Annotated in this window: 10 protein-coding genes; all 10 read left to right on the forward strand. The window is 70.6% G+C overall.

Going from position 1 to position 13871, the window contains the following annotated elements; genetic code table 11:
- Positions 1 to 285 precede the first annotated feature (285 nt).
- Positions 286 to 2169, forward strand: coding sequence for a penicillin-binding protein 2 (locus Q0A34_RS11845; RefSeq protein WP_291480208.1), 1884 nt, complete (start codon positions 286 to 288; stop codon positions 2167 to 2169).
- A 2-nt stretch (positions 2170 to 2171) separates the two neighbouring features.
- Positions 2172 to 3767, forward strand: a complete 1596-nt coding sequence (locus Q0A34_RS11850) for a UDP-N-acetylmuramoyl-L-alanyl-D-glutamate--2,6-diaminopimelate ligase (RefSeq protein WP_291480199.1) — start codon at positions 2172 to 2174, stop codon at positions 3765 to 3767.
- Entirely contained in the window at positions 3764 to 5284 is a 1521-nt protein-coding gene (gene murF / locus Q0A34_RS11855; RefSeq protein WP_291480200.1) for a UDP-N-acetylmuramoyl-tripeptide--D-alanyl-D-alanine ligase, read from the forward strand. The genes Q0A34_RS11850 and murF overlap by 4 nt, the downstream gene beginning before the upstream one ends.
- Before the next feature lie 8 nt (positions 5285 to 5292).
- On the forward strand, positions 5293 to 6393 hold the full coding sequence (mraY, locus tag Q0A34_RS11860; protein ID WP_291480201.1) for a phospho-N-acetylmuramoyl-pentapeptide-transferase: 1101 nt from the start codon (positions 5293 to 5295) through the stop codon (positions 6391 to 6393).
- Between the two features lie 42 nt (positions 6394 to 6435).
- Positions 6436 to 7878 (forward strand): UDP-N-acetylmuramoyl-L-alanine--D-glutamate ligase, encoded by a 1443-nt coding sequence (gene murD, locus Q0A34_RS11865; protein ID WP_291480202.1) that lies wholly within the window; start codon positions 6436 to 6438, stop codon positions 7876 to 7878.
- Positions 7878 to 9341 (forward strand): putative peptidoglycan glycosyltransferase FtsW, encoded by a 1464-nt coding sequence (locus Q0A34_RS11870; RefSeq protein WP_291480203.1) that lies wholly within the window; start codon positions 7878 to 7880, stop codon positions 9339 to 9341. The genes murD and Q0A34_RS11870 overlap by 1 nt, the downstream gene beginning before the upstream one ends.
- A 3-nt stretch (positions 9342 to 9344) precedes the next feature.
- A complete protein-coding gene (murG, locus tag Q0A34_RS11875; RefSeq protein WP_291480204.1) occupies positions 9345 to 10445 on the forward strand; it encodes an undecaprenyldiphospho-muramoylpentapeptide beta-N-acetylglucosaminyltransferase in 1101 nt (366 codons plus the stop codon).
- A 60-nt stretch (positions 10446 to 10505) separates the two neighbouring features.
- Positions 10506 to 11966, forward strand: a complete 1461-nt coding sequence (murC, locus tag Q0A34_RS11880; RefSeq protein ID WP_291480209.1) for a UDP-N-acetylmuramate--L-alanine ligase — start codon at positions 10506 to 10508, stop codon at positions 11964 to 11966.
- A gap of 6 nt (positions 11967 to 11972) precedes the next feature.
- Complete coding sequence (locus Q0A34_RS11885) at positions 11973 to 12698, forward strand: FtsQ-type POTRA domain-containing protein (RefSeq protein ID WP_291480205.1); 726 nt, start codon at positions 11973 to 11975, stop codon at positions 12696 to 12698.
- Positions 12699 to 12859: 161 nt separating this feature from the next.
- On the forward strand, positions 12860 to 13871 hold a 1012-nt coding region (gene ftsZ / locus Q0A34_RS11890; RefSeq protein ID WP_291480206.1), incomplete at its 3' end, for a cell division protein FtsZ.

A 13871-nucleotide genomic window follows, 5' to 3' on the forward strand; every position in this document is an offset into this window, starting at 1 on the left:
GACGGGAGTCGGCGAGACACGCGCCCGTCCAATGCCCCGGGTGTGGCGCCCGTGCGAGGACAATGGACGGGATGATTCGGCCGGGCCCCATGCCCAGTCGAGAGGATCATGCGGTGAGCATCGTGGAAGGGAGAGGTCACAGTGGCCGAGGACAGGGACCGGAGGCGTAACGCCGGAGGTGACTCCCGGCCTCGGCGACCCTCGCGTCCTCCACGTCCCGCACGTCCCGCTCGCCCGTCGTCCCGGTCAGGCAGGGGTGGTGTCCCCGGGAACTCCTGGCAGACCCTGGACATCGGTGCCGCGGGCTTCGGCAGGCGCGGTGCGGCGGTGCTGGTCATCGTCGTGGTCCTGGTGCTGGCGCTGTTGCTCAGGCTGACCTGGGTGCAGCTGGTCAAGGGGCCGGAGCTGTCGGCGATGGCCAGTGAGCAGCGCACCGCGGTGATCACTGAGCCGGCGCACCGGGGCAGCATCGTGGACCGCAACGGCCAGCGGCTGAGCTACACGATGGAGGCACGGTCCCTGTCGGTGCACCCGCACCTGCTCGAGACCTATATGCAGGAACGTCACGACATGGACCCGGAGTCCGTCGCCGCGCCGGACCAGCGGATCGAGGAGATCGCCGAGGGGCTCCCGGAGATCCTCAACGAGTCCGACAGCCAGACCGACCCGGACGACGCGGACGGCTCGGGCGGCGGGGACTCCGGCTCCGACGGGGTCAAGGCCGACGACATCCGTGACAAGCTCACGGCCGACTCCACCTACGAGGTCCTGGTACGCGACGTCGACCCGGATGTGGCGGAGAAGGTCTCCGACGAGTTCCCGGAGATCACCGTGGAGCGTCAGGACATCCGTCAGTACCCGAACGGTGCGGTGGCGCAGAACGTGATCGGCAAGATCAGCCGAGACAACGAGGGGCAGTTCGGGCTGGAACTGTCCCAGGACTCCCGGCTGCAGGGCACCAACGGGTCGCGGACCGTGGACGTCGGCGCCAACGGCCTGGCGATCCCGGGGTCGACCCGGGACCGTCACCCCGCCGTCGACGGCGACGCCTACGAGCTGACGCTGGACCTGGAGGCGCAGACGTACATCCAGCAGCTGGTGCAGCAGGCCAAGGACAAGTCCGGGGCCGACTCCGCCTCCGCGGTGGTGCTGGACGCGACGAGCGGGGAGGTGGTCTCGATGGCGACGTCGGACACCATCAACCCGCAGGGCAACATCGACAAGCAGCTCGCCGAGGGCAAGGTCTTCGGTAACCGGGTGGTGCAGGACGCCTACGAACCGGGCTCGGTGGCGAAGGTGATCACGGCCGCAGCGGCGATCGAGGACGGCAAGACCACCCCGGACGAGGTCCTGCAGGTGCCCGGGAGCATCGACATGTCCGGCGTCACGGTCAAGGACGCGTGGGACCACGGTGTGGTCCCGTACACCACGACGGGGATCTTCGGGAAGTCCTCGAACGTCGGCACCCTGATGCTGGCGGACCGGGTCGGTGAGGAGAGTTTCTGGGACTACGTCCAGAAGTTCGGTATCGGCCAGGCCACCGACCTCGGGCTGCCCAGTGAGACCAGCGGGTACGTCCCGGACCTGTCGCAGTGGTCGGGGGGTACCTTCGCCAACCTGCCGATCGGGCAGGGCATGTCGATGAGTCTGCTGCAGATGGCCAGCATCTACCAGGCGCTGGCCAACGACGGTGTCCGTGTGACGCCCAGCATCATCAAGTCGGTGACCGACGCCGCGGGCAATGAGGTGCCGCAGGACGATCCGGAGTCGGTGGAGGTCGTCTCCCCGGAGACGGCGCGCACGGTGGTCGACATGTTCCGTGCGGTCAACCAGTCCGACCCCACGGGTGTCCAGCAGGGCACGGCCCCGACAGCGGGCATCGAGGGGTACCAGACCAGCGGAAAGACCGGTACCGCCCAGCAGATCGACCCGGAGACCCGCGCGTACTCCAACTCGGACTACTGGATCACCTACGCCGGTATCGCGCCGGCGGACGACCCGCGGTTCGTCGTCGCCATCATGCTCGACGACCCGGAGCGCGGGACCGACGGCAGCGGCGGACAGTCCGCCGCACCACTGTTCCGGGACATCACGTCCTGGCTGCTCGACCATTACAATGTGCCGCTCTCCCCGGAGGCCGCACCCCGACTGACGCTGGAGGCGCAGTGAGCGTGAAACCACCCACCCTGTCCGCACTCGCGGACCTGACCGGAGGCCACCTCGTGGTGCTCGGCGGGTCGACGACCCCCGAGGCCGCGGGCGCGGTGACGGTGCCCGACGCCGCCATCGACGCCCGGTCGGTGGCGCCCGGCGGGATGTTCATGGCGGTGCCGGGGACCCGCGCCCACGGCGCCTCCTTCGCCGGTCAGTCGGCGGGCGTCTGTGTCCTCACCGACGTGGAGGGCCTGGAGGTCCTGCGTGCCGACGGCGTGGAGACCGTCGTTCTCGTCGTCGACGACTGCCGAGCCTGGCTCGGCCCGGTGGCCGCCGAGATCCACGGTCACCCGTCACGGTCGATGACCGTGATCGGGGTGACCGGTACCAGCGGCAAGACCACGACGTCCTACATGGTCGAGCGGATGCTGCTGGACGGTCACAGTGTGGGCCTCATCGGCACGACCGGCACCAGGATCAACGGCCGGTCTGTGCCGACGTCGCTGACCACCCCGGAGGCGCCGACCCTGCAGGGGCTCTTCGCCCGGATGCGTGACGAGGGGGTGACGCACGTCGTCATGGAGGTGTCGTCCCATGCGTTGGTGATGGGCAGGGTGCGCGGGGTGGACTTCGACGTCGCCGGTTTCACGAACCTCAGCCAGGACCACCTGGACTTCCACCCGACGATGCGCGACTACTTCGAGGCGAAGTCGCTGCTGTTCACCTCCCCGCAGGACCCGGGGCGTGGGCTCCCGTCCGCCGTCGTCTGCGTCGACGACGCCTGGGGCAGGGAACTGGCCGGCACCGTGCCGGACGCGGTGACGGTGACGACCACCGGCGTGGACCGGGCCGACTGGTCGGTCGACTCCGTCGACGTCGCCGCGGACGGTCTGCAGCATGTCGCGGTCACCCGCCGCGGATCTCCCGGTGGCACCCTCACCTTCCCTCTCTCCCTCCCGGGTGTGTTCAACGTCGCCAACGCGGTCGTCGCCCTGGCGTGCGTCCGGGCCGCCGGGGGCGACGTGTCTGCCGCTGCGCAGGCGCTCGGCGACGTCCACGTCCCCGGACGTATGCAGTCGGTGACCGTCGGAGAGGGGGACTCCCGCTACCCGCGTGAGTTCCTCGCGCTGGTCGACTACGCCCACAAGCCGGGTGCGGTCGCGGCGGCGTTGACCACCCTGGCGGACCAGCTCGACCGGGCGGGCCACGGAGGCCGTGTCGGCGTCGTGCTCGGGGCCGGCGGCAACCGGGACCACGAGAAGCGCCCACTCATGGGTGCCGAGGCGGCGAAGGTGGCGGACCTGGTGGTCGTCACCGACGACAACCCCCGTGACGAGGACCCCGCCGCCATCCGTGCCGCGGTCCTCGACGGGGCGCGTGACATCGCCGCCGAGCGCGGTGCCGACCTCCGCGAGATCGGTGACAGGGCCGACGCGATCAGGGCGTCGGTCGACTGGGCCCGTCGGGGCGATATCGTCATAGTCGCCGGAAAGGGCCACGAGACAGGACAGGTCGTCGGGGACACCGTGTTCGCGTTCGACGACGTGGCCGTACTCGCTCAAGCACTCAGGGACCGACAGGACCGACAGGACGGACAGGAACCGACACGATGATAGAGATGACAAGCGGCACGATCGCCGAGGTCACCGGTGGGCACCTGGTCGACGGTGCCACGGCCGACACGGTCGTGACCGGCCCCGTCGAGTTCGACTCACGGCGGATCACCCCGGGCAGTGTCTTCATGGCGTTGCCGGGTGAGCGCGTCGACGGCCACGACTTCGTCCCCGGTGCCCTGCGGGACGGCGCGGCGCTGGCGATGGTCGGCCGACCCGTCGGTCACCCGTCACTGCTGTGCGCGGAGGTCGGGGAAGCGTCCGGCGCCACCGCCGTTGCGGCCCAGCGCAACGCCGCGTACCTGGACAACGACCCCGACGGTGTCGGTGAGCGGGTGCTCACCGCCGTCGGCCGGCTCGCCCGGTACAACACCGACCGCCTCGTCGCCGAGGAGGGTCTCACCGTGGTCGGGGTGACCGGCTCCGCCGGCAAGACCTCGACCAAGGACCTGCTGGGTGCCGTCCTGGCCTGCGCGGGGGAGACCGTGGCGCCCCCGGGCAGTTTCAACAACGAGATCGGGCACCCCTACACCGCCCTGAAGGCCGGGCGTGACACCCGGTTCCTCGTCGCCGAGATGTCGGCACGGGGGCAGGGGCACATCGCGCACCTGGCGCGGATCGCGCCGCCGAAGGTCGGTGTCGTCCTCAACGTCGGCACCGCCCATCTCGGCGAGTTCGGCTCGCGTGAGGCGATCGCCCGTGCCAAGGGTGAGCTCGTCGAGGCCCTCCCGACCGCCGCGGACGGTGGACTGGCGGTCCTCAACGCCGACGACGACTTCGTGTCGGCGATGCGGTCCCGGACCTCCGCACGGATCGTCCGGTTCTCCATGACGGAGGAGGGACGCACCGTCGCCGACTACCACGCCTCGGACATCACCCTGGACGAGGTCGCCCGCGCGTCGTTCACCATGCACCACCCCTACGGTGACCCTGTGCCGGTGACCCTCGGCGTCTTCGGGGCCCACCAGGTCTCGAACGCTCTCGCCGCGGCCGCCGTGGGCATGGAGTGCGGTCTGGACGCCGCCACCGTCGCCGGTGCGCTGAGCGGCCACGTGGCAGCGAGCGCGAACCGTATGGACGTGCGCACCCGCGCCGACGGGCTCACCGTCATCAACGACACCTACAACGCCAACCCGGACTCGATGCGTGCCGGGATCGACGCGCTGGCGTACACCGCCGCCGGACGTCCCGACGCCCGCAGCTGGGCTGTGCTGGGGCAGATGGCGGAGCTGGGCGACGGCGCCCGCGAGGAGCACGCGCTCCTCGGAGAGGTGCTCGCACAGCGTCGTGTGGGCCACGCCGTGGTCGTGGGCAACGGTGTGAACCAGAGTGCCCTGGCGGAGGCTGCGGAGGCCCACGGGGTGTCCGTCCGCCAGGTGGAGAACGCGGACGCAGCGGTCAACTTCCTCGACATCAACGTCGAGCCCAATGATGTCGTCCTGGTCAAGGCGTCCTACGCCGACGGCCTGTGGAGTGTCGCCGAAGGACTTCTCGCCGGCGCAGAAGAGAGCAGGTAACCGAAACCATGACACAGATCATCGTCGCCGCCCTCGTGGCGTTCTTTGTCTCGATCTTCCTGACGCCGGTCCTGATCCGGCGCTTCTCCGCGGAAGGCATCGGCCAGGAGATCCGTGAGGAGGGCCTGAAGTCGCACCTGCGCAAGCGTGGTACGCCGACCATGGGGGGTATCGCGATCCTCGCGGGCATCACCGCCGGCTACGTGGTGGCCGTCCTGGTGGGCATGGTCACCAACGGCACCGGCCCCGGGGTGTCCGGGTGGCTGGTCCTGGGGCTCACGCTGTCCCTCGGCGCCCTCGGTTTCGCCGACGACTACATCAAGGTGGTCAAGGGCCGGAACCTGGGGCTCAACGCGAAGGCGAAGCTGGCCGGCCAGCTGGTCACGGCACTGATCTTCGGCTTCCTGGTGCTGCAGTTCCCCAACGCGGACGGGCTGAAGCCGGCCTCGACGAAGCTGTCGTTCACCCGTGACATCAACACGCTGGACCTCGCGGTCGGCGGAGCGGTGATCGGCACCGTCCTCTTCCTCGTCTTCATCTACCTGGTGATCTCCGCGTGGTCGAACGCGGTTAACCTCACCGACGGGCTCGACGGGCTGGCCTCCGGCGTCACCGCGATGGTCCTGTCCGCCTACGTGGTCATCACCTTCTGGCAGTTCCGCAACTCCTGCGCCGGAGCCGCGGAGGCCGGGTGCTACGCGGTCCGCGACCCGTTGGACCTGTCGATGCTGGCCGCCGCCGGACTGGGCGGGTGTGTCGGCTTCCTGTGGTGGAACGCCGCACCGGCGAAGATCTTCATGGGCGACACCGGGTCCCTCGCACTGGGTGGCCTGGTCGCCGGCCTCTCCATCGCCTCGCGCACCGAGCTGCTGATGATCATCGTCGGCCTGCTGTTCGTCATGGAGGCCGCGAGCGTGGTCATCCAGGTCGTGTCCTTCAAGTCCACCGGTCGGCGCGTCTTCCGGATGGCGCCCTTCCACCACCACTTCGAGGCCGGGGGATGGGCGGAGACCACGGTCACCGTCCGCTTCTGGCTGCTGTCGGCCCTGTTCGCGGTGGTCGGCGTGGCGGTGTTCTACTCCGAGTGGCTCAGCAACTCGCCGCTGTGACCCACACCCAGCCCAGTCAGACCACGACAGGAGAGCGTACACATGGTGAACCAGGCCGTTGAGGCGATGCGGGACGGACACGTCCTCGTCGCAGGTGCCGGTGTGGCCGGCGCAGGGGTGGCCCGCATGCTGGGCGGCCTGGGGTGCACGGTGACGGTCGCCGACGACGACACCGACGCCGGGCGTGCCCTGGCGGACGAGACCGGTGCGCGTGCGGTCACCGTGGCTGAGGCCCTGGAGATCCTGCGGGGAGGGGACGCCGACCTCGTCGTCACCTCGCCGGGCTGGCGTCCGGACGGGCCCGTCCCGGCCGCCGCCGGGTCGGGTGGTGTCCCGGTGGTCGGGGACGTCGAGGCCGCGTGGCTGGCGGACAGGGCAGGGTTGTTCGGGGCACCCAGGACCTGGCTCGCGGTGACCGGCACCAACGGGAAGACGACGACCACCGCCATGCTCGACGCCGTCCTGCAGGCGGACGGGCGCCGCTCGCTGGCGGTCGGGAACATCGGGACGCCCCCGGGAGAGGCACTGTGCTCCCGTCCGCGGGTGGACGTCCTGGCTGCGGAGGTCTCCAGCTTCCAGCTCCACTGGTCCCCGGAGTTCGCCCCGGACGCGGGATGCGTCCTGAACCTGGCGGAGGACCATCTGGACTGGCACGGCTCCTTCGGCAACTACGCGTCGGACAAGATGCGGGCCTTGACCGGGGCGGTGGCGGTGATCGCCGCCGACGACCCGCGGGTGGTCGGCGGCGCCGGCGTGGCACCCGGTGAACGCCGGGCCTTCACCACCGATGACCCGGCCGCGGCGACACTGCCGGAACTGGACGTCCGGGTCGTCACAGGTGTCCGTGACGGCAGGATCGTCGAACTCGACACCGCCACCGGTGCGGTCACCGACCTCGCCGCCGCCGACGGGATCTCACCCCCCGGTCCGGCCGGGGTGGCTGACGCCGCGGCGGCTGCGGCACTGGCACGCAGTGCGGGTGTCGCGGCCGGTTCGGTGGCCACGGCCCTGGCCGGCTTCCGGGTCCAGTCGCACCGGGGCCAGGTCGTGGCCGAGTCCGCGGGCGTGCGCTGGGTGGACAACTCCAAGGCGACCAACCCCCACGCCGCCTCGGCGGCGCTGCGTGGCCTCGAGGACGTCGTGTGGGTGGCCGGCGGCCAGCTCAAGGGCGCGGCCGTCGACGGGCTTGTCGCCGAGGTCGCGCCCGGGCTCCGCGCGGCGGTACTGTTGGGGGTTGACCGGCACGTCCTCGCGGAGGCGCTGGCCGCCGTGGCGCCGGATGTCCCGGTGACCGTCGTCGACGACACCGACCCGGTCGGCGCCATGACGGAGGCGGTCTCCGCGGCCCGTGCCTTCGCCTCCGCCGGCGACAGTGTCGTGCTCGCCCCGGCGGCAGCCTCCCTGGACATGTTCCGGGGGATGTCGCACCGGGGCGACCTCTTCGCGGAGCTGGCGCGGTACCCCGCGGGAAAGGACGCTGAGTGATGACGGTGAAGGAGAACCCGGGACGGGCCGAGTCCCCGTGGCGCGGACTCGGCGAGAAGTTCCGTCGTGCGTTGGCCACCCCGCAGTTCAACTACAAGGTCATCCTCAGCGTCACCGCGATCCTGGTGCTCGTCGGTCTGACGATGGTGCTCTCGTCGTCGATGGTCAGCTCCATCGACAGTGACTCCGGTGTCTTCGGTGAGTTCATGAAGCAGGCGGTCGTCGTGGTCGCCGGTCTCGTGGGCATGTGGTTCTTCCTGAGGATGTCGCCGGGCACGGTGCGCAACCTCTCGGTCTTCTTCCTGGGGATCTCGGTGGTGCTGCTGATCCTCGTCCTGATCCCCGGCATCGGTGTCGGCGGCACCGAGGTCGGCTCGAACTCGTGGATCCGTTTCGGCGGTATCGGCATCCAGCCTTCCGAGGTGGCCAAGTTCTCGCTGGCGGTGTGGGGTGCGGCCGTGGTCGCCGCCCGTTCGCGGGTGAGCAACTCCGCCCGGTTCGTGCTCAACCCGTTCTTCATCGTCGCCGGGGTGATCCTGGGGCTGGTGCTGCTGCAGGACGACCTGGGCATGATGCTGTCCCTCGCGGCCGTGGTGGCGGCGATGCTCTTCTTCGCGGGTGTCAGCACCACGGCGCTGCTGTCGGTGCTCGCCGTCGCCGGTGTCGCCGGAGTCATCTTCAGCCTGCAGCACGCGTTCCGCAGTGCCCGTTTCAGCTCCTGGACCGAGACCTTCACCCTGAGTTTCGACGAGGCGACGTCGAAGGGCGCGACGTTCCAGTCCCGGCAGGGGATCCTGTCGCTGTCCGACGGTGGACTCCTGGGCCAGGGTCTGGGCCAGTCCCGCGCGAAGTGGCTCTACCTGCCGGAGGCCGCCAACGACTTCGTCTTCGCCATCCTCGGCGAAGAGCTGGGTCTGCTGGGCGCCGGTCTCGTCGTGGTCCTCTTCGGGGTGCTGGCCTGGTTCGGCATCCGTACGGCGATGGCGCAGAACGACCCGTTCCTGCGGCTCCTCGCGGCGGCCCTGACGATGGGCATCACCGTCCAGGCGTTCTACAACATGGGCTATGTCGTGGGGCTGTTCCCGATGACCGGTGTGCAGCTCCCGCTGATCTCCGCGGGTGGATCCTCGGCGGTGGTCACCCTGGCCTCCCTGGGACTGCTGGCCAACATCGCCCGGCATGAACCCGCCACCGTCTCGTCGATGCAGCACGAGGGACGTCCCCTGATCGACCGCATCCTCCTCATCCCCGAGCCGGAGCCCTACCGGCCCGGCCAGGAGCGTCGCGAGCGCGTCCGTGAACAACCCAGACGGTACGGTGAATCGGTGACCCGGCGACGGCAGCCGCCGCCGGGTGAGCCGGCCCCGAGATCCGGACTCCCCCCACGACACCGGGGGGCCAGGGAACCGTTGCCGGAGCCCCGTCACCGCACCAGTCAGCCGTACAACCGCAGGAGGCGTTAAGCCGTGTCCCCTTCATCCCGCCCGATCTCCGTCGTCCTCGCGGGCGGTGGGACGGCGGGTCACATCGAGCCCGCCCTCGCCGTGGCAGAGGCCGTTCGGCGTGCACGTCCGGACGCCCGCGTCACCGCCCTGGGCACCACCCGGGGCCTGGAGACCACCCTCGTCCCCGCCCGGGGCGTCGACCTGGAGCTGATCCCGGCGGTCCCGGTGCCGCGCAAGGTGAACAGGGACCTGTTCACGCTGCCGTTCCGGCTGGTCGGTGCGCTGCGACGTACTCGTCGTACGCTCAAGGATCTCAAGGCCGACGTCGTCGTCGGTTTCGGCGGCTACGTCTCGGCACCGGCGTACCTGGCGGCCAGGTCGCTCGGCGTGCCTGTGGTGGTGCATGAGGCGAACGCGCGGGCCGGCATGTCGAACAAGCTCGGGGTGAGGCTCGGCGGACGTGCGCTGGCCGCGACCGCGGACTCCGGCCTGGACGCCGAGGTCGTCGGCATCCCCGTGCGCGAGTCCCTGCTGACCCTCGACCGCGCGGCTCTGCGGGACGAGGCGAGGGACTACTTCGGGCTGGACCGTGACCGTCCCGTCCTGCTCGTCACCGGTGGCAGCCAGGGTGCGGCGTCGATCAACTCCGCGGTCGCCGGGGCGGCGGGCACGTTGGCGGACGCGGGGATCGGCGTCCTGCACGCCTACGGCAGGAAGAACGAGGCACCCTCCGTCGAGTCCGTGGAGGGCGCTCCGGCCTACGTCGCCGTGCCCTACATCGAACGTATGGACCTCGCCCTCGCCGCGGCGGACATGGTGCTGTGCCGGTCGGGGGCGATGACCGTGGCGGAGATCTCGGCCTGCGGTCTGCCGGCCGTCTACGTCCCGCTGCCGCACGGCAACGGGGAGCAGGAGCTCAACGCCCGTCCCGTCGTCGCCGCCGACGGTGGTGTCATCGTGCCTGACGCGGAACTGGACGCAGGGCGGGTCGCCCGCGAGGTCGTCCCGCTGCTCAGGGACAGCGGGAGGTTGCAGCGTGCCGGCGACGCCGCCGCGGCGGCGGGGCACCGTGACGCGGCCGAACGCATCGCGCAGATCGTCATCAGTGAAGCAGGGGAGTAGCACGTGAACGCAACGGTCAATTCGACGGTCAGCTCGGTGGACGACCTCCGCCACGTCCACATGGTCGGTATCGGCGGTGCCGGGATGTCCGGGATCGCCCGGATCCTGCTGGACCGTGGGGTCACGGTGAGCGGTTCCGACATGAAGGAGTCCCGTGTGGTCCTGGCCCTACGGGCGGCGGGGGCGGACGTGGCGGTCGGGCACCGTGCGGAGAACGTCACCTCCTCCGCCCCCGGCGGTGGACTGCCGGACGCCGTGGTGACCTCCTTCGCCGCGATCCCGCAGGACAACCCCGAACTCGTGGCGGCCCGTGAGGCGGGGATCCCGCTGCTGCGCCGGTCCGACGTCCTCGCCCTGCTCATGGCGGACAGCCGGGCCGTGCTCATGGCCGGCACCCACGGCAAGACGTCCACGACGTCGATGGCCGTCGTCGCCCTGCAGCACGCGGGCATGGACCCCTCCTTCGCCATCGGGGGGCAGCTGAACCGGGCGGGCACGAACGCGCACCACGGCACCGGCGACGTCTTCGTCGCCGAGGCCGACGAGTCCGACGGGTCCTTCCTGTCGTACTCGCCGGAGGTCGCCGTGGTGACCAACATCGAGCCGGACCACCTCGACTACTTCGGGTCGGAGGAGGCCTACCGGGAGGTCTTCGAGAAGTTCGCCGGACGGGTCGTGGCCGGCGGTGCCCTGGTCGTGTGCCTGGACGACGCGGGCAGTGCCCGCCTGGGCGAGGCCGTCGTCGCAGGGGAGGTGCCCGTCGCCGAGGGGGTCCGGGTGCTCGGGTACGGTACGACGGCCGCGGCCGCGGCGCACCCGACGGTGCCCGTGGCCGCGGAGATCCTCTCGACCGGCACCCTGTCCGACGGTGGGACGGACGCGGAGGTGCGACTCGACGGCGACCGGGTCCAGCTGACGGTCCGGACCCCGGGCCTGCACATGCTGCTCAACGGTGTGGCCTCACTCGTCGCCGGTGTGCTGGTCGGCGCCCCTGTGGACGGCATGGCGGCCGGCGTCGCCTCCTTCGACGGGGTGCGCCGCCGTTTCGAGTACCACGGCCGGGTCGGAGGGGTGGAGGTCTACGACGACTACGCCCACCACCCGACCGAGGTCCGCGCGGTCGTCACCGCCGCCCGGGAGAAGGTCCGGGCGCGTGCCGGGGACACCGGCCGGTCCGGCCGGGTCGTCGCCGTGTTCCAGCCGCACCTCTACTCCCGCACCCTGGCGTTCGCCGGGGAGTTCGCCGAGGCCCTGTCGCTGGCCGACGTGGCCGTGGTGCTCGACATCTTCGGGGCCCGTGAGGAGCCGGTCGAGGGGGTCGACGGGCGGGTCATCACCGACCGGGTCGGGAGGACGACGACCGAGGTCCACTACGAACCCCGTTTCGCCGACGTCCCGGCCCTCGTCGCCGACCTCGCCGAGGACGGGGACCTGGTGCTCACGGTCGGTGCCGGCACGGTCACGATGCTGGCCGACGAGATCCTGCGCGCCCTCGAGACGACCACCACGGACGAGGCCTGATCCCCGATGGCCAGCAGTGGCACCTCCCAGGCACGGGCGCGGCGGGCGAGCCGGCGGTCGGCGCGGCGGGATCCCCGTCGGCGGCGTCGGCTGGCCGTCGTCCTGGGCGTGGTCGCCGCCGTCGCTGTCCTGGCGGCCGTTCTCGTACTCAGTCCGTTGTTCACCGTGCGTGACATCGAGGTGGAGGGCACCGGGCGACTCACCCCGGAGCAGGTCATCTCGGCGGCGTCCCCGGTGGACGGGCAGAATCTCCTGTTCGCCGACACCGACGCGGCCGCGCGGTCGGTCTCCGAGCTGCCGTGGGTGGAGAAGGTCACCGTGTCACGGGACTGGCCCTCGGCGGTTCGCGTGAGCGTCACCGAGTACGACGCCGTCGGAGTGGTCGACGCGGACGACGGTCCCCTGGTGATCAACGAGCGGGGCCGCGTCTTCCTGCGCGGTGAGACTCCGGACGGTGCCGTCAAGGTCCGGGCGTCGGCGGACGACGCCGCCGCCCTGGAGGCGGCGGGCAGGGCGCTCAGCGCCCTGCCGGAGGAACTCCGCGGCACCGTGGAGGAGGTCGAGGCGCCGTCCGCCGAGGAGGTCAGCCTGAGGTTCCCCGAGGGACGCGAGGTCTACTGGGGCTCCGCCGACCGGGCGGAGGAGAAGGCTGAGGCGACCCGGGTGGTGCTCACCCGGGACGGGCAGCGGTGGAACGTCTCGAACCCGGCCCTGCCGTCGGTGCGGGACTGAGCGTGACCCCGCCACAACTCTCAACCCGACGTTGAGGGATACGACACGCAAGAAAAATGTGCGCGGAAATCACCTCCGTGTCACACACAATTGGTCGCAGAGTTAGAGCGACAGCACACGGGCACACGATGCCCGGCACACCGGGAAAGAGAGCGCACACCATGACCCTCTACGACAACCACCTCGCCAAAATCACCGTCGTCGGTGTCGGTGGCGGTGGTGTCAACGCCGTGAACCGGATGATCGACGCGAATCTCCAGGGTGTGGAGTTCGTCGCGATCAACACCGACGCGCAGGCACTCCTGCTCACCGACGCGGACACCAAGCTGGACATCGGCCAGGCCGAGACCCGTGGCCTCGGCGCCGGCGCGAACCCCGAGGTCGGACGGAAGTCCGCCGAGGACCACAAGGAGCAGATCGAGGAGGTCATCGAAGGCTCCGACATGGTCTTCGTGACCTGTGGTGAGGGTGGCGGCACCGGTACCGGCGCTGCGCCGGTGGTGGCCAACATCGCCAAGAAGAAGGGTGCGCTGACGGTCGGCGTGGTGACCCGGCCCTTCACCTTCGAGGGGCAGCGTCGCTCCAAGCAGGCGCTCGAGGGCATCGAGGCCCTCCGCGACGTCTGCGACACGCTCATCGTCATCCCGAACGACAGCCTGCTCAAGATGGGCGACGCCGACCTGCAGCTCATGGACGCCTTCCGTAAGGCCGACGAGGTCCTGCACTCCGGTGTCGAGGGCATCACCCGTCTGATCACCACCCCCGGTGTGATCAACGTGGACTTCGCCGACGTGCGCTCGGTGATGACGGACGCCGGTTCGGCCCTGATGGGCATCGGCAGCTCCCGTGGCGACGACCGGGCCCGCAAGGCCACCGAGCTGGCGATCAACTCGCCCCTGCTGGAGACCACGATGCAGGGCGCCAAGGGCGTGCTGCTCTCCTTCGCCGGTGGTTCGGACCTGGGCCTCTTCGAGGTCAACGAGGCTGCGACGATCGTCCAGGACCTCGCCGACGAGGACGCCAACATCATCTTCGGCACCATCATCGACGACCAGCTCGGCGACGAGGTCCGCGTGACCGTCATCGCCACCGGGTTCGACGACTCGCCGAACGTGACCTCCACGCCGCGCCGTGGTCAGCACCGCGCCCCGGAGAACGCCACCCCCGCCACCC

This window comes from Corynebacterium sp., from assembly GCF_022712195.1.
GTDB lineage: Bacteria > Actinomycetota > Actinomycetes > Mycobacteriales > Mycobacteriaceae > Corynebacterium.

What these genes read in the sequence shown, in the direction of transcription:
- Q0A34_RS11885 (WP_291480205.1), top strand. Translation starts at nt 11,973, where the DNA reads ATGGCCAGCAGTGGCACCTCCCAGGCACGGGCGCGGCGGGCGAGCCGG.
- Q0A34_RS11870 (WP_291480203.1), top strand. Translation starts at nt 7,878, where the DNA reads ATGACGGTGAAGGAGAACCCGGGACGGGCCGAGTCCCCGTGGCGCGGA.
- murC (WP_291480209.1), top strand. Translation starts at nt 10,506, where the DNA reads ATGGTCGGTATCGGCGGTGCCGGGATGTCCGGGATCGCCCGGATCCTG.
- mraY (WP_291480201.1), top strand. Translation starts at nt 5,293, where the DNA reads ATGACACAGATCATCGTCGCCGCCCTCGTGGCGTTCTTTGTCTCGATC.
- murF (WP_291480200.1), top strand. Translation starts at nt 3,764, where the DNA reads ATGATAGAGATGACAAGCGGCACGATCGCCGAGGTCACCGGTGGGCAC.
- murD (WP_291480202.1), top strand. Translation starts at nt 6,436, where the DNA reads ATGGTGAACCAGGCCGTTGAGGCGATGCGGGACGGACACGTCCTCGTC.